General features: G+C 72.1%; 6 protein-coding genes. All 6 read right to left on the bottom strand.

Features of this window, described 5'->3' with window-relative positions:
* Positions 1–159: 159 nt before the first annotated feature.
* The 6 genes from WME90_RS19695 to WME90_RS19670 all read right to left on the bottom strand — a co-directional run bounded on the left by WME90_RS19695 (position 160) and on the right by WME90_RS19670 (position 22,230).
* Positions 160–4,731 (bottom strand): Kelch repeat-containing protein, encoded by a 4,572-nt coding sequence (locus WME90_RS19695; protein ID WP_437282702.1) that lies wholly within the window; start codon positions 4,729–4,731, stop codon positions 160–162.
* Between the two features lie 25 nt (positions 4,732–4,756).
* On the bottom strand, positions 4,757–4,903 hold the full coding sequence (locus WME90_RS19690) for a hypothetical protein (RefSeq protein WP_437282701.1): 147 nt from the start codon (positions 4,901–4,903) through the stop codon (positions 4,757–4,759).
* A 112-nt stretch (positions 4,904–5,015) separates the two neighbouring features.
* On the bottom strand, positions 5,016–9,941 hold the full coding sequence (locus WME90_RS19685; protein WP_437282700.1) for a kelch repeat-containing protein: 4,926 nt from the start codon (positions 9,939–9,941) through the stop codon (positions 5,016–5,018).
* Between the two features lie 341 nt (positions 9,942–10,282).
* Positions 10,283–14,863 carry a kelch repeat-containing protein gene (locus WME90_RS19680; protein ID WP_437282699.1) on the bottom strand — a complete coding sequence of 1,527 codons (4,581 nt, stop codon included), beginning with the start codon at positions 14,861–14,863 and terminating at the stop codon, positions 10,283–10,285.
* Positions 14,864–15,193: 330 nt separating this feature from the next.
* A complete protein-coding gene (locus tag WME90_RS19675; RefSeq protein ID WP_437282698.1) occupies positions 15,194–20,446 on the bottom strand; it encodes a kelch repeat-containing protein in 5,253 nt (1,750 codons plus the stop codon).
* A gap of 17 nt (positions 20,447–20,463) precedes the next feature.
* Positions 20,464–22,230 carry a PEGA domain-containing protein gene (locus WME90_RS19670; RefSeq protein WP_437282697.1) on the bottom strand — a complete coding sequence of 589 codons (1,767 nt, stop codon included), beginning with the start codon at positions 22,228–22,230 and terminating at the stop codon, positions 20,464–20,466.
* Positions 22,231–22,281: the final 51 nt, after the last annotated feature.

The following is a 22,281-nucleotide window of genomic DNA, read 5'->3' as shown; positions in this document are numbered from 1 at the left end:
ACAAGGCGCGCCTGAGACGTGGAGCCCGCTGGGACCTGATGGCACCTCGGTCGGTGCTGGATCGCGCCCACCCGCGGCCGCCGCGCAGACCCTCCCCTCGGCGCTACGGGCGTGGATGGGGGTCGGCGGGGCCCCTGCCGAGATCGATTGCGGGCGCCTTCACGCCACAATCCGCGGGCGCCGTGCACTCAGGGCGGCGAGGGCGAGCACGAAGAGCGCCGCCAGCGTCCGGGGCGAGCGGGGAGGGGTGTCGGGAGCAGCGAGGGCGCAGCCGCTGGTGTCGTGGTGGTATGCGTCGCGCGGCGCATCGGCGCATTGATGCGTCCGATCGCAGACCTTGCCGTCCATGCAATCGCGGGCCGACTGGCAGCGGGTCAGGCATTCTCCTGTGGCCTTGTCGCACGCATACGAGGCGCAGGTCTTCGGCTCGCCGGCCACGCACACGCCGTCCTCGCAGTGGTCGTCTGCCGTGCACGGGTCGCCATCGCTGTCGCAGCTGGCGCCCTCGTCCTTTGCCGGGTTGTCGCACGTCCCCGTCGACGGATTGCAGCTGCCCTGCCTGTGGCACGCATCGGGCGGCGGGCAGAGGACCGCGTCGAGCCCCGCGCAGATCCCGTCCTGGCACGCATCGCGTCGGGTACAGAGGCTGGCGTCATCGCAGATGGCGCCCTCGTCTTTGGGCGTCTCCGGCGAGCAGCGCCCAGTCGTCTCGTCGCACTTGCCCGGCTTGTGGCAGTCGTCGGATGGGGTGCACTCCACGGACGTGCCCCGACAGACGCCGCGCTGGCAAACGTCGCGCTGCGTGCACTTTTTGCCGTCGTCGCAGGGAACGTCGTCAAGCGGCTCGCAGGTGCCCGGGTGCCGGGCGCCAGTGGGGATGAGGGTGATGTCGGTGGTGGCCGCGCAGACGTAGCAAGGGCCGCCGTCGCAGGCCGTGTCGCAGCAGACGCCGTCGACGCAGAAGCCGCTCAGGCAGTCGGCCGCCTGGTGGCACAGCGTGCCCTTGGGGAAGAGCTCGAACAGCTCGGCGGTGGCCAGCGGGATCTCGCCCGTACCGGCGCCGCCGACCACGAGCACTGTCCCCTCGTCGAGCAAGAGCCCCGATGGCTCGCTCCGGCGCGTCCCTAACGGGCGGGCCTCGTGCCATACATTCGCGGTCGGGTCGTAGAGCTCCACGCTCGCCAGTGGGCCGCCGGCGTCGGTGCCACCCGCGACCAGCACCCGCCCGCCCGGCAGCTCCGTGGCCACATGGCCCGTGCGCGCATGGCGCATGGGCGCCGCCGGCGAAAAGGACAGGGTCGTCGGATCGAAGAGCTCGGCCCGGGCAAGAACGCCATCGCTGCTCGCGCCTCCGGCGATCAGTACCTGACCCGTCTGCAGAAGCGTGGCGCTGTGGCCGGTGCGGGCGTTGCGCATCGCTGCGGGAACCAGCTCCCAGCGGTCGGTGCTCGGGTCGTACAGCTCTGCGTCCCTGCGAGCGCCAATGTGTCCCCAGCCTCCGACCGCCAGCACCTGACCGTTCGGCAGCCGCGTCACGGTGAACTGCCAGCGAGCCGCCTGCATGGCGCCGCCGGGTGTCCATCGGTCGGCGTCAGGGTCGTATCGCTCAACATCGCTGAGCGCGCCGCCGCTCCCCCAACCCCCGGCGACCAGCACCTGCTCGTTGTCGAGCCGGACCGCAGCGTGGTAGGTGCGGGCGCTGTTCATCGCGCCGGCGGGCAGCCAGGTTTCCTCCGCCGGATCGTACCGCTCCGCGCTCGCGAGAGGGCCGCCGGAGCTGTTGCCGCCCGCGACGAGCACCTGGTCGTTCGGCAGCAGCGTCGCGGTGTGAGCATGACGGGCGCTGTTCATCCCGGCGGCCGGGAGCCAGGTTCGGCTGGCTGGGTCGTACTGCTCCACGCTCGCCTCGTAGCCGGCGTTGCTGAGCCCCCCGGCGACCAGCACGCGATGGTCGGGCAGCGGCGTCACGGTGGGGTGGACACGGCCGGTGCGCATCGCCGCCGCGATCGCCCAGCGCCCAGCCGGGTCGTACAGCTCTGCGCTCGCGAGAAAACCCTCGAAGGCGTAGCCGCCCGCGACCAGCACCTTCCCGCTCGGCAGCTGCGTCGCGGTGTGACCATCGCGGGCGGTGTCCATCGAGCCGGCGGGCTGCCACCTTCCCGTCGCCGGGTCGTACAACTCCGCGCTCGCGAGAGAAACATTGAAGGCGTAGCCGCCGGCGACGAGCACCTTCCCGCTCGACAGCAGCGTCGCGGTGGGAAGAGCGCGGGTGGTGCCCATGGATTCGGCGGGCAGCCACGTTCCCGTCGCCGGGTCGTACAGCTCCGCGCTCGCGAGATAACCAGGGGAGGCGTGGTATTCAACGCCGCCCGCGACCAGGACCTGCCCGCTTGGCAGCAGCGTCGCGGTGTGATGATAGCGGGCGGTGCCCATGGAGCCGGCGGGCAGCCACGTTCCCGTCGCCGGGTCGTACAGCTCCGCGCTCGCGTCACCGGCGCCCGCGACGAGCACCTTCCCGCTCGGCAGCAGCGTCGCGGTGTGAGCAGTGCGGGCGGCGCTCATCGAGTCGGCGGGCAGCCACGTTCCCGTCGCCGGGTCGTACAGCTCCGCGCTCGCGAGAAGACCCCCGGAGGCGTAGTCATAGCCGCCCGCGACGAGCACCTTTCCGCTCGGCAGCAGCGTCGCGGTGTGCACCTGGCGGGCGGTGTCCATCGAGCCGGCGGGCTGCCACGTTCCCGTCGCCGGGTCGTACAACTCCGCGCTCGCGAGAGAAACAGTGAAGCCGTATTTATGGCCGCCCGCGACGAGCACCTTCCCGCTTGGCAGCAGCGTCGCGGTGTGATCATAGCGGGCGGTGCCCATGGAGCCGGCGGGCTGCCACGTTCCTGTGGCCGGATCGTACAGCTCCGCGCTCGCGTCACCGCCGCCCGCGACGAGCACCTTCCCGCTCGGCAGCAGCGTCGCGGTATGACCATGGCGGGCGGTGCCCATCGCGCCGGCGAGTTGCCACGTTCCCGTCGCCGGGTTCGGGTCGTACAGCTCTGCGCTCGCGACAGGACGCTCGAAGGGCCAGCCGCCCGCGACGAGCACCTTCCCGCTCGGCAGCAGCGTCGCGGTGTGCTCAGCGCGTCCGGTGCCCATGGATCCGGCGGGCAGCCATGTTCCCGTGGCCGGGTCGTACAGCTCCGCGCTCGCGAGAAAATCGTCGAAGATGTAGTCACCGCCGCCCGCGACCAGCACCTTCCCGCTCGGCAGCAGCGTTGCGGTGTGACGATAGCGGGCGGTGCCCATGGATCCGGCGGGCAGCCACGTTCCCGTGGCCGGGTCGTACAGCTCTGCGCTCGCGAGAAAACCCTCGAAGGCGTAGCCGCCCGCGACCAGCACCTTCCCGCTCGGCAGCAGCGTTGCGGTGTGACGATAGCGGGCAGTGCCCATGGATCCGGCGGGCAGCCATGTTCCCGTCGCCGGGTCGTACAGCTCTGCAGAACCATCGTAGATGTTGCCGCCCGTGACCAGCACCTTCCCGCTCGGCAGCAGCGTCGCGGTGTGACCATAGCGGACGGTGCCCACGGAGCCGGCGGGCAGCCATGTTCCCGCCGCCGGGTCGTACAGCTCCGCGCTCGCGTCACCGCCGCCCGCGACCAGCACCTTCCCGCTCGGCAGCAGCGTCGCGGTGTGACCATCGCGGGCGGTGCCCATGGAGCCGGCGGGCAGCCACGTTCCCGTCGCCGGGTCGTACAGCTCCGCGCTCGCGAAAGAAACACCGGAGGCGTATTCAGCGTATTCAGTGCCGCCCGTGACCAGCACTTTCCCGCTCGGCAGCAGCGTCGCGGTGTGACGATAGCGGGCGGTGCGCATGGAGCCGGCGGGCAGCCACGTTCCCGTCGCCGGGTCGTACAGCTCCGCGCTCGCGAGAGAACCATGGGAGCCGTATTCAGAGCCGCCCGCGACCAGCACCTTCCCGCTCGGCAGCAGCGTCGCGGTGTGACCACGGCGGATGGTGCCCATCCCCCCCGTCGCCTCCCATACCGGATCCACCAGCACCGCCTCCCCGCTGGCCTGCACCCACAGCTCGATCCGCTGCCCCCGCGCCGCGAGCCGCGCCGCGATCGCTCTCCCCCCTGCGGCATGCGCCTCGGGCGCCGTGACCCGCATCCGCGCGCTGCCGCCCTCGTCCACCACCGCCACCGCCTCGCCCTCTTGCCGCAACGCTGCCCCGTCCACCTCCCACACCGCGACGGGCGCATCGCTCGTCACGTGCTCGGCCTCGAGCAGCAGCCACTCCTCCGCGCCCCCGCCGGCCATCGCCGTCCAGTACGACCGACCTCCCGGTCGTGCATAGGTCACCGCGCTCCCTTCGAGCGCCGCGTCGCCCGCCGCGCCGAGCTCGCGCACCGCGAACGCAAACCCTCTCTGCCCGCGGAAGCGCAGCCCCTGCTCGCCCTTCACAGGCAACACCGCCTCGATCGTCTCTCCCGCGGGCCGGAACCGTCCCGGCATCTCCCCCTGCGACCTCGCCACAAACCCCTGACCGGTCGCCACGAACCCCGCGCCCGCCGCGAGCACCTGCGTCACCTGCTGCGGAAAGCGCGCGCGCAGCACCTCGCTCGGCCTCTGCGAAGGCTCGCCCGTGTCGCTGTCGCTGCATCCGACCAGCGCCCCGAGCGCCAGCACGAGCAGCACCACCCAGCAGCCAAGCAGCCCGCACCTCGGCAAGAACGCGAAACGCATGAGCCCTCCCGCAAGCATGTAAGCGTCAAAGATCGAACCGCGCCCCCACGGTCGGCGCCACGCCGACGACGACACCGCCCACGAGCGTCTCCGCGCTGAACCACCCATAGCCGTCGGGACCGGCGTGGATCCCGTCCGCCTCGCGCGACGCCGGCTGCGGCACTGCGAACATCGCCCGCGGCGCCCATCGCGCTGGAGAAGATGCTCTGGGAGCACGATCTCCACGTCACCCGCGTGGACCTCGCCGACATCATCGACATGCACTCGCATCGAAACGGCAGCCTTCACGCCACAGCGCGCGGGCGCCGTGCACCCAGGGAGGCGAGGGCGAGCACGAAGAGCGCCGCCAGCGTCCGGAGCGAGGGGGGAGGGGCGCCTGGATCAGCGAGGGCGCAGCCGCTGGTGTCGTGGTGGTACGCGTCGCGCGGTGCATCGACGCATTGATGCGTCCGGTCGCAGACCTTGCCGTCCGCGCAATCGCGGACCGACTCGCAGCGGGTCAGGCAGTGTCCTGTGGTCTTGTCGCACGCATACGAGGCGCAGGTCTTCGGCTCGCCGGCCACGCATACGCCGTCCTCGCAGCGGTCGTCTGCCGTGCACAGATCGCCATCGCTGTCGCAGCTGGCGCCGTCGTCCTTCGCTGGGTTGTCGCACGCCCCCGTCCGCGGATCGCAGCTGCCCTGCTTGTGGCACGCATCGGGCGGCGGGCAAATGATCGGGCTGCCCTTGCAGTCCGCGTTCTGGCACTCGTCGTCCAGGGTGCAGAGGTCGCCGTCATCGCAGCTGGCGCCCTCGTCCTTTGCCGGGTTGTCGCATGCCCCCGTCGACGGATTGCAGCCGCCCTGCTTGTGGCACGCATCGGGCGGCGGGCAAATGACCTGGCTGCCCACGCAGACCGCGCTCTGGCACTCGTCGTCCAGGGTGCAGAGGTTGCCGTCATCGCAGCTGGCACCCTCGTCCTTCGCCGGGTTGTCGCAGATCCCCGTCGACGGATCGCAGCGGCCCTTCCTGTGGCATGCATCGGGCTCTGGGCAGGGGACCGCGTCGAGTCCCGCGCAGATCCCGTCCTGGCACGCGTCGCGGCGGGTACAGAGATTATCGTCATCGCAGGTGGCACCCTCGTCTTTGGGCGTCTCCGGCGAGCAGCTCCCCGTCCTCGTGTTGCACACGCCTGGATCGTGGCAGCCGTCGGATGCCGTGCAGACCACGGGGTTCGTGCCCTGGCAGGCGCCGTCGTGGCAAACGTCGTTCTGGGTGCAGGCGTTACCGTCGTCGCAGGCGACGTGGTCGACCGGCTCGCAGGTGCCCGGGATCCGGGCGCCGGTGGGGATGAGGGTGATGTCGGTGGTGACCGCGCAGACATCGCAGGGGCCGCCATCGCAGGCGGCGTTGCAGCACACGCCGTCGACGCAGAAGCCGCTCCGGCAGTCGGCCGCCTGGTCGCACAGCGTGCCAATGGAGAGGAGCTCGAACAGCTCGGCCGTCGCCAGCCGGATCCCGCCCGCACCGACGCCGCCGACCACGAGCACCGTCCCATCGTCGAGCAAGAGCCCCGCGGGCTCGCTCCTGGGCGTCCTCAACGAGCGGACCTCGTGCCAGACGTTCTCCGCCGGGTCGTAGAGCTCCACGCTCGCCAGCGGGCCGCCGGCGTCGGCGCCGCCCGCGACCAGCACCCGTCCATCTGCCAGCTCCGAGGCCACATGGCCCGTGCGCGCATGGCGCATGGGCGCCGCAGGCGAAAAGGACATGGTCTCCGGATCGAAGAGCTCTGCCCGCGCAAGGACGCCATCGCTGCTTGCGCCTCCGGCGATCAGGACCTGACCCCTCCCCAGACGTGTGAGACGTGTGGCCGTATGGCCGGCGCGGGCGTTGTTCATCGCTGCGGGAACTTGTCCCCATCGGTCGGTGCTCGGGTCGTACAGCTCTGCGTCTCTGCGAGCGCCGACGTCGCCCCAGCCGCCGACCGCCAGCACCCGCCCGTCGGGCAGGAGCGTCGCGGTGAACTGCCAGCGGGCCGCCTGCATGGCGCGGAGGGTTGTCCATCGGTCGGTGTCCGGGTTGTATCGCTCGACATCGCCGAGCGCGCCGCCGCTCCCCCAGCCCCCGAGGACCAGCACCTCTTCCGTGGTGAGACTGACCGCAGCGTGGTAGGTGCGGGCGCGGTTCATCGCGCTGGCCGCCAGCCAGGTGTTCGTCGCCGCGTCGTACAACTCGGCGCTCGCGAGAGGACCGCTGGAGCTGCTGCCACCCGCGATGAGCACCCGGTCGTTCGGCAGCAGCGTCGCGGTGTGAGCATGACGGGCGCTGTGCATCGGGGCGGCCGGGAGCCAGGTTCGGTTCGCTGGATCGTACTGCTCCACGCTCGCCTCGTAGCCGGCGTTGCTGCGCCCCCCGGCGACCAGCACGCGATGGTTGGGCAGCGGCGTCACGGTGGGCTGGACACGGCCGGTGCGCATCGACGCCGCGCTAGCCCAGCGCCCAGCCGGGTCGTAGAGCTCCGCGCTCGCGACAAAACGGTTGGAGCTGGAGCCGCCCGTGACCAGCACCTGCCGGCTCGGCAGCAGCGTCGCGGTGTGCGCATAGCGGTCGGAGCTCATCGAGTCGGCGGGTTGCCAGCTTCCTGTCTCCGGGTCGTACAGCTCCGCGTCCGCGCGCGCGCGATAAGCATCAGCGGAGACGTAGTACAAGCCGCCCGCGACCAGCACCTGCCCGCTCGGCAGCAGCGTCGCGGTGTGGAAGCTGCGGGCGGAGCTCATCGAGTCGGCGCGCAGCCAGGTTGCCGTCGCCGGGTCGTAGAGCTCCGCGCTCGCGGGAACACCAAGGGAACCATAGCCGCCCGCGACCAGCACCTGCCCGCTCGGAAGCAGCGTCGCGGTGTGCGAAGTGCGGGCGAAGCTCATTGAGCCGGCGGGTTGCCAGCTTCCCGTCGCCGGGTCGTAGAGCTCCGCGCTCGCGAGAGAATCACCGGAGCCGTCGTCATAGCCGCCCGCGACCAGCACCTGCCCGCTCGGAAGCAGCGTGGCGGTGTGCGCAGCGCGGGCGGAGCTCATCGATCCCGCGGGTTGCCAGGTTGCCGTCGCCGGGTCGTACAGCTCCGCGTCCGCGCGCGAGAGAGGAGAATGAGCGGGGACGTAGTGCAAGCCGCCCGCGACCAGCACCTGCCCGCTCGGCAGCAGCGTTGCGGTGTGATACATGCGGTCGGAGCTCATCGAGTCGGCGGTCAGCCAGGTTCCCGTCTCCGGGTCGTAGAGCTCCGCGCTCGCGAGAACACCAAGGGAACCATAGCCGCCCGCTACCAGCACCTGCCCGCTCGGAAGCAGCGTGGCGGTGTGCGCAGCGCGGGCGGAGCTCATCGATCCCGCGGGTTGCCAGGTTGCCGTCGCCGGGTCGTACAGCTCCGCGTCCGCGCGCGAGAGAGGAGAATGATCGGGGACGTAGTACAAGCCGCCCGCGACCAGCACCTGCCCGCTCGGAAGCAGCGTGGCGGTGTGATACATGCGGTCGGAGCTCATCGAGTCGGTGGGTTGCCAGCTTCCCCTCGCCGGGTCGTAGAGCTCCGCAGGGCTGCCCCTGCCACCCGCGACCAGCACCTGCCCGCTCGGAAGCAGCGTGGCGGTGTGATCCGCGCGGGCGGAGTTCATCGGGCCGGCGGGTTGCCAGCTTCCCGTCGCCGGGTCGTAGAGCTCCGCGCTCGCGAGATTACCAAGGGAACTGCTGTCATCGCCGCCCGCGACCAGCACCTGCCCGCTCGGAAGCAGCGTGGCGGTGTGCCAATAGCGGGCGAAGCTCATTGAGCCGGCGGGTTGCCAGCTTCCCGTCGCCGGGTCGTAGAGCTCCGCGCTCGCGAGAGAACCAACGGAGCCGTCGTCATAGCCGCCCGCGACCAGCACCTGCCCGCTCGGAAGCAGCGTCGCGGTGTGCCTAATGCGGGCGGAGCTCATCGAGTCGGCGCGCAGCCAGGTTGCCGTCGCCGGGTCGTAGAGCTCCGCGCTCGCGAGAGAACCAACGGAGCCGTCGTCATAGCCGCCCGCGACCAGCACCTGCCCGCTCGGAAGCAGCGTGGCGGTGTGATAGCGGCGGGCGGAGCTCATCGAGCCGGCGGGCAGCCAGGTGTCCGTCGCCGGGTCGTAGAGCTCCGCGCTCGCGAGAACACCAAGGGAATTATCGCCGCCCGCGACCAGCACCTGCCCGCTCGGAAGCAGCGTGGCGGTGTGATAGCGGCGGGCGGAGCTCATCGAGCCGGCGGGTTGCCAGCTTCCCGTCGCCGGGTCGTAGAGCTCCGCGCTCGCGCGAGAATCACCGGAGCCGTCGTCATAGCCGCCCGCGACCAGCACCAGCCCGCTCGGCAGCAGCGTCGCGGTGTGAGCGCGGCGGGCGGAGCTCATCGAGCCGGCGGGTTGCCAGCTTCCCGTCGCCGGATCGTAGAGCTCCGCGCGCGCGAGAACAACACTGGAGGCTCCGTCGTAGCCGCCCGCGACCAGCACCAGCCCGCTCGGCAGCAGCGTCGCGGTGTGCTCCTCGCGGTAGGCGTCCATCTCCCCCGTCGCCTGCCACACCGGATCGACCAGCACCTCCTCCCCGCTGGCTTGCACCCACAGCTCGATCCGCTGCCCCCGCGCCACGAGCCGCGCCTCGATCGCTCTGCCCCCTGCGGCATGCGCCTCGGGCGCCGTCACCCGCATCCGCGCCCTGCCGGCCTCGTCCTCCACCGCCACCGCCTCGCCCTCTTGCCGCAGCGCCGCGCCGTCCACCTCCCACACGGCGACGGGCGCATCGCTCGTCACGTGCTCCGCCTCGAGCAGCAGCCACTCCTCCGCGCCCCCACCCGCCATCGCCGTCCAGTACGACCGACCTCCGGGTCGCGCATACGTCACCGCGCTCCCTTCGAGCGCTCCGTCGCCCGCCGCGCCGATCTCGCGCACCCCGAGCGCAAACCCCCTCTGCCCCCCGAAGCGCAGCCCCTCCTCGCCCCTCGCACGGAACACCGCCTCGATCGTCTCTCCCGCGGGCCGGAACCGTCCCGGCACCTCGCCCCGCGGCCTCGCAACAAACCCCTGACCGGTCGCGACGAAGCCCGCGCCCGCCGCGAGCACCTGCGTCACCTGCTGCGGAAATCGCGCGCGCAGCACCTCGCTCGGCCTCTGCGAAGGCTCGCCCGTGTCGCTGTCGCTGCATCCGACCAGCGCCCCGAGCGCCAGCACGAGCAGCACGACCCAGCAGCCAAGCAGCCCGCACCTCGGCAAGAACGCGAATCGCATGACCCCTCCCGCAAGCGTCAAAGATCGAACCGCGCATCCACTGTCGGCGCCACGCTGACGACGACACCGCTCACCAGCGTCTCGGCGCTGAACCACCCCTAGCCGTCGGGACCGACGTGGATCCCGTCCACCTCGCGCCACGCCAGCCGCGACACCGCGAACATCGCCTGCGGCGCACATCGCGCTGGAGCAGCTGCCCTGGGAGTACGACCTCCACATCATCCGCGTGGACACATCATCCGCGTAGACCTCGCCGACGTCATCGACATGCGCTCGCATCGAAGCGGCCGCCTTCACGCCCCAGCGCGCGGGCGCCGGGCACCCAGGGCAGCGAGGGCGAGCACGAAGAGCGCCGCCAGCGTCCGGGGCGAGGTGGGAGGGGAGCCGGGAGCAGCGAAGGCGCAGTCGCTGGTGTCGTGGTGGTACGCGTCGAGCGGCGCATCGACGCATTGATGCGACCGGTCGCAGACCTTGCCCTCCACGCAATCGCGGACCGACTCGCAGCGGCTCAGGCACTTCCCGGTGTGCTTGTCGCACGCATATGATCCGCAGATCTTCGGCTCGCCGGCCACGCACACGCCGTCCTCGCAGTGGTCGTCTGCTGTGCACGGGTCGTGATCGCGGTCGCAGCTCGCGCCGTCGTCCTTCGCTGGGTTGTCGCACGTGCCCGTCGACGGATCGCAGCTGCCCTGCTTGTGACACTCATCGGGCGGCGGGCAGGGGACCGCGTCGAGTCCCGTGCAGATCTGGCCCTGGCACGCGTCGCGCCGGGTACAGAGGTCGCCGTCGTCGCAGGTGGCGCCTTCGTCTTTGGGCGTCTCCGGCGAGCAGCTCCCCGTCCTCGTGTTGCACGCGCCAGGCTCGTGGCAGCCGTCGGATGCCGTGCAGACCACGGGGTTCGTGCCCTGGCAGGCGCTGCCATGGCAAACGTCGTTCTGGGTGCAAGCGTTGCCGTCGTCGCAGGCGACGTCGTCGATCGGCTCGCAGGTGCCCGGGATCCGGGCGCCGGTGGGAATGAGGGTGATGTCGGTGGTGACCGCGCAGACGTCGCAGGGGCCGCCATTGCAGGCGGCGTTGCAGCACACGCCGTCGACGCAGAAGCCGCTCCGGCAGTCGGCCGCCTGGTCGCACAGCGTGCCAATGGAGAGGAGCTCGAACAGCTCGGCGGTCGCCAGCCGGATCCCGCCCGCACCGACGCCGCCGACCACGAGCACCGTCCCATCGTCGAGCACGAGCCCCACCGGCTTGCTCCGGGGCGTCCTCAACAAGCGGACCTCGTGCCAGACAGTCGCGGTCGGGTCGTAGAGCTCCACGCTCGCCAGCGGACCGCCAGCATCGGCGCCGCCCGCGACCAGCACCCGCCCGTCCGGCAGCTCCGCGGCCACATGGCCCGTGCGCGCATGGCGCATCGGTGCCGTAGGCGAAAAGGATCCGGTCGCCGGATCGAAGAGCTCTGCTCGGGCAAGAAAGCCATCGTCGTTCGCGCCTCCAGTGAGCAGGACCTGACCCGTCCCCAGAAGCGTGGCGGTATGGCCGGCGCGGGCGTCGCTCATCCCCAAGGGAACCGGCTCCCATCGGTCGGCGATCGGATCGTACAGCTCCGCGTCTCTGTGCGCGCCGACGTCTCCCCAGCCTCCGGCAGCCAGCACCTGCCCGTTCGGCAGCAGCGTCGCGGTGAGCTGCCAGCGGGTCGCCTGCATGGCGGCGCGGAGTGTCCATCGCTCGGTGCCCGGGTCGTATCGCTCGACATCGCCCAGCGCGCCGCCGCTCCCCCAACCGCCGGCGACCAGGACCTGATCGTCGTTGAGCCGGACCGCTGCGTGATAGGCGCGGGCGCGGTTCATCGCGCCGGCGGGCAGCCAGGTTTTCTCCGCCGGGTCGTACCGCTCCGCGCTCGCGAGAGGACCGCCGGAGCTGTTGCCGCCCGCGACCAGCACCTGGTCGTTTGGCAGCCTCGTCGCGGTGTGAGCATGACGGGCGCTGCTCATCCTGGCGGCCGGTAGCCAGGTTCGGCTCGCTGGCTCGTACAGCTCCGCGCTCGCCTCGTCGCCGGCGCTGCTGAGCCCCCCAGCGACCAGCACGCGATGGTCGGGCAGCGGCGTCACGGTGGCGTGGACACGGCCGGCGCGCATCGACGCCGCGGCCGTCCAGCGCCCAGCCGGATCGTACAGCTCCACGCTCGCGAGCCGACGACCGACGGCGTAACCGCCTGCGACCAGCACCTGCCCGCTCGGCAGCAGCGTCGCGGTGTGGTCACCGTGTCCGGTGCCCGGCGAGCCGGCGGGTAGCCACGTTCCCGTCGCCACGTCGTACAGCTCCGCGCTCGCGAGAGAAGAGTTGTAGTCCGTGCCGCCCGCGACCAGCACCTGCCCGTTCGGCAGTAGCGTCGCGGTGTGAGCAGCGCGGGCGGTGCGCATCGAACCGGCGGGCAGCCACGTTCCCGTCGCCACGTCGTACAGCTCCGCGCTCGCGCGAATACCACCGAAGGCGAAGTCACGGCCCCCCGCGACGAGCACCTGCCCGTTCGGCAGCAGCGTGGCGGTGTGAGCAGCGCGGGCGGTGCGCATCGAGCCGGCGGGCTGCCAGGTTCGCGTCGCCACGTCGTACAGCTCCGCGCTCGCGAGAGAATCGCCGGAGGCGTCGTCCCAGCCGCCCGCGACGAGCACCTGCCCGCTCGGCAGCAGCGTGGCGGTGTGACGATAGCGGGCGGTGCGCATCGAGCCGGCGGGCTGCCAGGTTCGCGTCGCCACGTCGTACAGCTCCGCGCTCGCGAGAATACCACCGGAGGCGAAGTCACGGCCCCCCGCGACGAGCACCTGCCCGCTCGGCAGCAGCGTCAGCGTCGCGGTGTGACCATCGCGGGCGGAGCCCATCGAGGCGGCGGGCTGCCAGGTCCCCGTCGATGGGTCGTACAGCTCTGCGCTCGCGAGAGAACCATCGGAGGAGTCGTCCCAGCCGCCCGCGACGAGCACCTGCCCGCTCGGCAGCAGCGTCGCGGTGTGAGCAGCGCGGGCGGAGCCCATCGAGGCGGCGGGCTGCCAGGTTCTCGCCGCCGCATCGTACAGCCCCGCGCTCGCGAGACAATCGCCGGAGACGTGGTCTAGGCCGCCGGCGACGAGCACCTGCCCGCTCGGCAGCAGCGTCGCGGTGTGAGCGGCGCGGGCGGAGCCCATCGAGGCGGTGGGCTGCCACGTCCCCGTCGCCGGATCGTACAGCTCCGCGCTCGCGAGATACTCGCCGGAGGCCTCGTTCCAGCCGCCCGCGACGAGCACCTGTCCGCTTGGCAGCAGCGTCGCGGTGTGAACATCGCGGGCGGTGCGCATCGAGGCGGCAGGCTGCCAGGTCTCCGTCGATGCGTCGTACAGCTCTGCGCTCGCGTGAGCACCAGAGCCGTCGCCCCAGCCGCCCACGACCAGCACCTGCCCGCTCGGCAGCAGCGTCGCGGTGGAACCACGGCGGACGGAGCCCATCGAGGCGGCGGGCTGCCAGGTTCTCGCCGCCGCGTCGTACAGCTCCGCGGTCGCGAGATTACCATCGCCGCCCCAGCCGCCCGCGACGAGCACCTGCCCGCTCGGCAGCAGCGTCGCGGTGTGAGCGGCGCGGGCGGAGCCCATCGATGCGGCGGGCAGCCACGTTCCCGTCACCGGGTCGTACAGCTCCGCGCTCGCGAGACCATCGTTGGAGGTGTCGCCGAAGCCGCCCGCGACGAGCACCTGCCCGCTCGGCAGCAGCGTCGCGGTGTGACCAAAGCGGGCGAAGCCCATCGATGCGGCGGGCAGCCAGGTTCCCGTCTCCGCGTCGTACAGCTCTGCGCTCGCGTGAGCACCAGAGCCGTCGCCCCAGCCGCCCACGACCAGCACCTGTCCGCTCGGCAGCAGCGTCGCGGTGTGACCAGAGCGGGCGGAGCCCATCGAGCCGGTGGGCAGCCAGGTTCCCGTCTCCGCGTCGTACAGCTCCGCGCTCGAGAGAGAAGCATTGGAGGCGTCATAGCCGCCTGCAACGAGCACCTGTCCGCTCGGCAGCAGCGTCGCGGTGTGATAAGTGCGGGCGGAGCCCATCGAGGCGGTGGGCTGCCAGATCCCCGTCACCGGGTCGTACAGCTCCGCGCTCGCGAGAGCACGACCCTCGGCGAGGCCGCCCGCGACGAGCACCTGCCCGGTCGGCAGCAGCGTCGCGGTGTGCACACCGCGGGCGGCGCTCATCTCCCCCGTCGCCTGCCACACCGGATCGACCAGCACCGCCTCCCCGCTGGCCTGCACCCACAGCTCGATCCGCTGCCCCCGCGCCGCGAGCCGCGCCGCGATCGCTCTCCCCCCTGCGGCATGCGCCGCGGGCGCCGTGACCCGCATCCGCGCGCTGCCGCCCTCGTCCACCACCGCCACCGCCTCGCCCTCTTGCCGCAACGCTGCCCCGTCCACCTCCCACACCGCGACGGGCGCATCGCTCGTCACGTGCTCGGCCTCGAGCAGCAGCCACTCCTCCGCGCCCCCGCCGGCCATCGCCGTCCAGTACGACCGACCTCCCGGTCGTGCATAGGTCACCGCGCTCCCTTCGAGCGCCGCCTCGCCCGCCGCGCCGAGCTCGCGCACCGCGAACGCAAACCCTCTCTGCCCGCGGAAGCGCAGCCCCTGCTCGCCCTTCACAGGCAACACCGCCTCGATCGTCTCTCCCGCGGGCCGGAACCGTCCCGGCATCTCCCCCCGCGACCTCGCCACAAACCCCTGACCGGTCGCCACGAAGCCCGCGCCCGCCGCGAGCACCTGCGTCACCTGCTCCGGAAAACGCGCGCGCAGCACATCGCTCGGACCCTGCGAAGGCTCGCCCGCGTCGCTGCATCCGACCAGCGCCCCGAGCGCCAGCACGAGCAGCACCACCCAGCAGCCAAGCAGCCCGCACCTCGGCAAGAACGCGAAACGCATGAGCCCTCCCGCAAGCGTGCAAGCGTCAAAGATCGACCCGCGCCCCCACGGTCGGCGCCACGCCGATGACGACACCGCCCACCGAGCGTCTCGGCGCTGAACCACCCCTAGCCGTCGGGACCGGCGTGGATCCCGTCCGCCTCGCGCGACGCCGGCTGCGGCACTGCGAACATCGACCGCGGCGCCCATCGCGCTGGAGAAGATGCTCTGGGAGCACGATCTCCACGTCACCCGCGTGGACCTCGCCGACATCATCGACATGCACTCGCATCGAAGCGGCCGCCTTCACGCCCCAGCGCGCGGGCGCCGGGCACCCAGGGCGGCGAGGGCGAGCACGAAGAGCGCCGCCAGCGTTCGAGGCGAGGGGGGAGGGGCGCCTGGATCAGCGAAGGCGCAGCCGCTGGTGTCGTGGTGGTACTGGTCGCGCGGCGCATCGACGCATTGATGCATCGGGTCGCAGACCTTGCCGTCCATGCAATCGCGGACCGAGTCGCAGCGGGTCAGGCAGTGTCCTGTGGTCTTGTCGCACGCATACGAGGCGCAGGTCTTCGGCTCGCCGGCCACGCATACGCCGTCCTCGCAGCGGTCGTCTGCCGTGCACAGATCGCCATCGCTGTCGCAGCTGGCGCCGTCGTCCTTCGCTGGGTTGTCGCACGCCCCCGTCCGCGGATCGCAGCTGCCCTGCTTGTGGCACGCATCGGGCGGCGGGCAAATGATCGGGCTGCCCTTGCAGTCCGCGTTCTGGCACTCGTCGTTCAGGGTGCAGAGGTCGCCGTCATCGCAGCTGGCGCCCTCGTCCTTCGCCGGGTTGTCGCAGATCCCCGTCGACGGATTGCAGCCGCCCTGCTTGTGGCACGCATCGGGCGGCGAGCAAATGACCGGGCTGCCCACGCAGACCGCGCTCTGGCACTCGTCGTCCAGGGTGCAGAGGTCGCCGTCATCGCAGCTCGCGCCGTCGTCCTTCGCTGGGTTGTCGCACGCCCCCGTCCGCGGATCGCAGCTGCCCTGCCTGTGGCACGCATCGGGCGGCGGGCAAATGACCGGGCTGCCCACGCACACCGCGCTCTGGCACTCGTCGTCCAGGGTGCAGAGGTCGCCGTCATCGCAGCTGGCGCCGTCGTCCTTTGCCGGGTTGTCGCACGCCCCCGTCCGCGGATCGCAGCTGCCTTGCTTGTGGCACGCATCGGGCGGCGGGCAAATGACCGGGCTGCCCACGCAGACGTCGCTCTGGCACTCGTCGTCCAGGGTGCAGAGGTTGCCGTCATCGCAACTGGCGCCCTCGTCCTTCGCCGGGTTGTCGCACATCCCCGTCGACGGATCGCAGCTGCCCTGCCTGTGGCACGCATCGGGCATAGGGCAGCGGACCTCGTCGAGTCCCGTGCAGATCCCGACCTGGCACGCGTCGCGCCGGGTACAGAGGTTGTCGTCATCGCAGGTGGCGCCCTCATCTTTGGGCGTCTCCGGCGAGCATCTCCCCGTCCTCGTGTTGCACACGCCCGGCTCGTGGCAGCCATCGGATACCGTGCAGACCACGGGGTTCGTGCCCTGGCAGGCGCCGTCGTGGCAAACGTCGTGCTGGGTGCAGTCGTTGCCGTCGTCGCAGGCGACGTCGACGACCGGCTCGCAGGTGCCGGGGAACCGGGCGCCAGTGGGAATGAGGGCGATGGCCGTGGTGACCGCGCAGGCGTCGCAGGGGCCGCCGTCGCAGGCCGCGTCGCAGCAGACGCCGTCGACGCAGAAGCCGCTCCGGCAGTCGGCTGCCCAGCGGCACAGCGTGCCATTGGGAAGGAGCTCATACAGCTCGGCGGTGGCCAGCGGGATCCCACCCGCACCGGCCCCGCCGACCACGAGCACCGTCCCATCGTCGAGCAAGAGCCCCGCGGGCTCGCGCCTGGGCGTCCTCAACGAGCGGACCTCGTGCCAGACGTTCTCCGCCGGGTCGTAGAGCTCCACGCTCGCCAGCGGGCCGCCGGCGTCGGCGCCGCCCGCGACCAGCACCCGTCCATCTGCCAGCTCCGAGGCCACATGGCCCGTGCGCGCATGGCGCATGGACGCCGCAGGCGAAAAGGACATGGTCTCCGGATCGAAGAGCTCTGCCCGCGCAAGGACGCCATCGCTGCTTGCGCCTCCGGCGATCAGGACCTGACCCCTCCCCAGACGTGTGAGACGTGTGGCCGTATGGCCGGTGCGAGCGTCGTTCATCTCCAAGGGAACCGGTTCCCATTGGTCGGCGATCGGATCGTACAGCTCTGCGTCTCTGAGAGCGCCAACGGGTCCCCAGCCTCCGGCAGCCAGCACCTGTCCGCTCGGCAGCAGGGTCGCGGTGAACTGCCAGCGGGCCCTGTGCATGGCGCCGTTGCAGGGAATCCATTCGTCGGTGCTCGGGTTGTATCGTTCGGCGTCGCCCAGCGCGCCGCCGCTGCCCCAACCCCCGGCGACCAGCACCTGCTCGTTGTTGAGCCGGACCGCAGCATGGTAGGCGCGGGCGCGGTTCATCGCACCGGCGGGCCGCCACGTTCCCGGCCACGGGTCGTACAGCTCCGCGCTCGCGAGAGGGCCGTCGGAGCTGTTGCCGCCAGCGACGAGCACCTGGTCGTTCGTCAGCAGCGTCGCGGTGTGATGATGACGGGCGCTGTTCATCCTGGCGGCCGGGAGCCAGGTTCGGCTCGCTGGATCGTACTGCTCCACGCTCGCCTCGTAGCCGGCGTGGCTGAGCCCCCCGGCGACCAGCACGCGATGGTCGGGCAGCGGCGTCACGGTGGGATGGACCCGGCCGGTGCGCATGGACGCCGCGGTCGCCCAGCGCCCAGCCGGGTCGTACAGCTCCGCGCTGGGGCCGCCGGAATCGTTGCCGCCCGTGACGAGCACCTGCCCGTTCGGCAGCAGCGTCGCGGTGCGAAGATAGCGGACGGTGCCCATCGAGCCGGCGGGCTGCCACGTTCCCGTCGACGGGTCGTACAGCTCCGCCGCTCTCGCGTTATGGCCGCCCGCGACCAGCACCTGCCCATTCGGCAGCAGCGTCGCGGTGTGACCAGCGCGGTCGGTGCCCATCGAGCCGGCGGGCTGCCACGTTCGCGTCGACGGATCGTACAGCTCCGCGCTCGCGGCAGAAACTTCGGAGGCGTAGCCGCCCGCGACCAGCACCTGCCCGTTCGGCAGCAGCGTCGCGGTGTGATAAATGCGGTCGGTGCCCATCGAGCCGGCGGGCAGCCACGTTCTCGTCGACGGGTCGTACAGCTCTGCGCTCGCGAGAAGAAAGGCACGGGAGGCGTAGTCGGCGCCGCCCGCGACCAGCACCTGCCCGCTCGGCAGCAGCGTCGCGGTGTGATGCGCGCGGGGGGTGCCCATCGAGCCGGCGGGCAGCCACGTTCTCGTCGACGGGTCGTACAGCTCTGCGCTCGCGAGAGAAACATGGGAGATGTAGTCGGCGCCGCCCGTGACCAGCACCTGCCCGCTCGGCAGCAGCGTCGCGGTGGGATCACGGCGGGCGGTGCGCATCGAGCCGGCGGACAGCCAGGTTCCCGTCGCCGGGTCGTACAGCTCCGCGCTTGCGAGATAAACACCGGAGAAGGGGTCATAGCCGCCCGCGACCAGCACCTGCCCGCTCGGCAGCAGCGTCGCGGTGTAACCACCACGGGCGGTGCCCATCGAGCCGGTGGGCAGCCAGGTTCCCGTTGCCGGGTCGTACAGATCCGCGCTCGCGGAGGTGCTGCCCGCGACCAGCACCTGCCCGTTCGGCAGCAGCGTCGCGGTGGAACCACCACGGGCGGTGCTCATCGAGCCGGCGGGCAGCCAGGTTCCCGTCGCCGCGTCGTACAGCTCCGCGCTCGCGGGAGAAACACCGGAGGTGTGGCCGCCCGCGACCAGCACCTGCCCGTTCGGCAGCAGCGTCGCGGTGTAACCACCACGGGCGGTGCTCATCGAGCCGGCGGGCAGCCACGTTTCCGTCGACGGGTCGTACAGCTCTGCGCTCGCGAGACGGGCAGCGTAGGCGTAGTCGCCGCCGCCCGCGACCAGCACCTGCCCGCTCGGCAGCAGCGTCGCGGTGTGAGAAGCGCGGCCGGTGCTCATCGCACCGGCGGGCAGCCAGGTTCCCGTCGCCGGGTCGTACAGCTCCGCGCTCGCGAGAGAAACATCGGAGGCGTAGTCGCCGCCGCCCGTGACCAGCACCTGCCCGCTCGGCAGCAGCGTCGCCGTGTGACCAAGGCGGGCGGTGCTCATCGAGCCGGCGGGCAGCCAGGTTCCCGTCGCCGGGTCGTACAGCTCTGCGCTCGCGAGACGGGCACCGGAGGCGTAGTCTCCGCCGCCCGCGACCAGCACCTGCCCGTTCGGCAGCAGCGTCGCGGTGTAATCACCACGGGCGGTGCTCATCGAGCCGGCGGGCCGCCAGGTGCCCGTCTCCGCGTCGTACAGCTCCGCGCTCGCGAGAGAATCACCAGCGTAGGCGCCCCAGCCGCCCGCGACCAGCACCTGCCCGCTCGGCAGCAGCGTCGCGGTGTGAGAAGCGCGGCTGGTGCTCATCGCACCGGCGGGCAGCCAGGTTCCCGTCGCCGGGTCGTACAGCTCCGCGCTCGCGAGAGAATCACCGGAGATGGGGTCATAGCCGCCCGCGACCAGCACCTGCCCGTTCGGCAGCAGCGTCGCCGTGTGACGCGCGCGGGCGGTGCTCATCGCACCGGCAGGCAGCCAGGTTCCCGTCGCCGCATCGTACAGCTCCGCGCTCGCGAGAAAACCACCGAAGAGTAAGTCAAGGCCGCCCGCGACCAGCACCTGCCCGTTCGGCAGCAGCGTCGCGGTGTGACCACGGCGGCGGGCGCCCATCGCCCCCGTCGCCTGCCATACCGGATCCACCAGCACCGTCTCCCCGCTGGCCTGCACCCACAGCTCGATCCGCTGCCCCCGCGCCGCGAGCCGCACCTCGATCGCTCTCCCCCCTCCGGCATGCGCCTCGGGCGCCGTGACCCGCATCCGCGCTCGGCCGCCCTCGTCCACCACCGCCACCGCTTCGCCCTCTTGCCGCAGCGCCGCGCCGTCCACCTCCCACACGGCGACGGGCGCATCGCTCGTCACGTGCTCGGCCTCGAGCAGCAGCCACTCCTCCGCGCCCCCGCCCGCCATCGCCGTCCAGTACGACCGACCTCCCGGTCGCGCATAGGTCACCGCGCTCCCTTCGAGCGCCGCCTCGCCCGCCGCGCCGAGCTCGCGCACCGCGAACGCAAACCCTCTCTGCCCGCGGAAGCGCAGCCCCTCCTCGCCCCTTGCAGGCAACACCGCCTCGATCGTCTCTCCCGCGGGCCGGAACCGTCCGGGCACCTCCCCCCGCGACCTCGCCACGAACCCCTCGCCGGTCGCCACGAAGCCCGCCCCCGCGACGAGCACCTGCGTCACCTGCTCCGGAAAGCGCGCGCCCAGCACCTCGCTCGCCCCCTGCCAAGGCTCGCCCTCGCCGCTGCACCCGACCAGCGCCCAGAACGACAGCACGAGCAGCACCACCCAGGAGCCACGCAGCCCCCACGTCGGCAACAACGCCAATCGCATGACCCCTCCCGCAAGCGTCAAAGCTCGAACCGCGCACCCACGGTCGGCGCCACGCCCACGACGACACCGCCCACCAGCGTCTCCGCGCTGAACCACCCATAGCCGTCGCGACCTGCGTGGATCCCGTCCGCCTCGCGCCACGCCGGCCGCGGCACCGCGAACAGCACCGGCACCTCCAGCCCCGCGTTCAGCTCGACATGCTCGCCGAGCGACCACCCGACGCGCACCTCCGGCGCGACGAACACGAAGCGCGCCGCCTGCGTCCCGACGACCGTTCCCACCCCATAATCCGCCGCGCTCGCCGTGCGCGCGTCGAACGATCCGCGCCGCGCGTCGGACATCGACCCGAAGACGCCGCCCGCGCCGAGGCGGACGTGGATCGGCAAGCCCGCGTCGAGCGCGTAGCCGACCCACGCGCCGAGGATCAGGCCGCGCAGCCGGAGCACGTCGTCGACCTGGCCAGCGGCGGTTGTATCGCCCGCGGCGCCCATCGCGCTCGTCGCGCGCGCTGGGTCCCCGACGAGGTTGAGCGACGTGCTCCGCCCGCGCATCGTCTGCGTCACCCAGAGCGCGCCGAATGACGCCCCGAACCCGATGCCCGAGCTCAGCTGGTACCCGCCGCGGAGCACGCCGTAGCTCCCGGCGCCCACCCCCGCGCTGCACCCCGTCCCGCACGTGCCCGCCACGTCACCCCCGAAGCCCGGCACGATCAGCATCGCCGTCCCCAGCTCCACGAGGAAGCGCGGCGGCGGCGGCGGCTTGCGCCAGAACGGCGACCCGGGATCGCGCTCGAGCTCCACCGAGAGCTCCTCCCGCCCGCCGCGCGCGAGCGCGATCGCGCGCGTCGCGGGCAGGAACCCCTCGGCCGTGGCCTCGACGGTGTGCTTCCCCGCGCGGACCTGCCCTTCCCACGGACCCCGGCCGAGCGACACGCCGTCGAGCGACACGAGCGCGTCCACGGGCACCGGCGCGATGCGCAGCGCGACGTCCAGCTCCTCCGCCTCGAGCCGCAACTGCTCGACCTCATCCACCCGGAGACTCACGCGGACCGGCGCGGTGCCGAGGCGGCCCGCGCCGCGCAGGAGCACCACGTGCGCGCCGGGCGCGAGCGGCACCGAGAGCGGCGCCGCCGAGGTCTTGCCGACCTCGACGCCGTCGACGACCACCGAGAGCTCCCGCCCGCGCGCCTCGACGACCCGGAGCGTCCCCACCTGCTTCAGCCGGACCAGGCGCGCCGCGACGCGCGCGGTCTGCCCGCCCGCGACCTCGACGCGCGTCTCGAACGGCTCGAAGCCCTCCTTGTACACGCGCACGCCGTGGCTGCCCGCCGCGACCCGGAGCGGCGCGACCAGCGGAAAATCCCCCCGGCGCTGCCCGTCGACGGTGATCGTCGCGCCAGGCTCGGCCTGCGCGATCTCGACGGTGCCGACGAGCCCGCGCAGCGCGATCACCTCGCGCTGGATCGCGTCCCGCCTCGGCGCCTCCAGGGCCTCGGAGAAGTCGCGCAGCACGACCTCGAAGAGATCGAGCGCCTCGTCGAAGCGCTGGAGGCGCTTCAGGCTCTCGGCGGCGCCGACCGTCGCGCTCTCGTTCGGGTAGAGCGTCCTCGACGCCTGGAACTCCGCGAGCGCGGCGCTCCAGGCCCCCTCCTGGTAGAGCTTCCTGCCCTTGAAAAAGCGCGCCCTCGCTTCGTCCTTCGCGTCCTCGGGCGGCGCGCTCTCGCCGGCCGGCGGCTCAGGCTGAGCGAGCGCAAACCCCGGCGACACGAGCGAGGCAGCGAGCAAGACCGCTATCGCTCTGGCTCGGCGTCTAAACACGGTGGGGGAGAATACAGC

This window comes from Sorangium sp. So ce375 (assembly GCF_051473855.1).
GTDB lineage: Bacteria > Myxococcota_A > Polyangia > Polyangiales > Polyangiaceae > Sorangium.
Note: the sequence above shows the minus strand (reverse complement) of the source record. Positions and strands in the feature narration are given on the sequence as shown.

Coding starts and splice junctions, on each gene's coding strand:
- WME90_RS19690 (WP_437282701.1), bottom strand. CDS start 4,903: ATGTTCGCAGTGCCGCAGCCGGCGTCGCGCGAGGCGGACGGGATCCAC.
- WME90_RS19695 (WP_437282702.1), bottom strand. CDS start 4,731: ATGCGTTTCGCGTTCTTGCCGAGGTGCGGGCTGCTTGGCTGCTGGGTG.
- WME90_RS19675 (WP_437282698.1), bottom strand. CDS start 20,446: ATGCGATTGGCGTTGTTGCCGACGTGGGGGCTGCGTGGCTCCTGGGTG.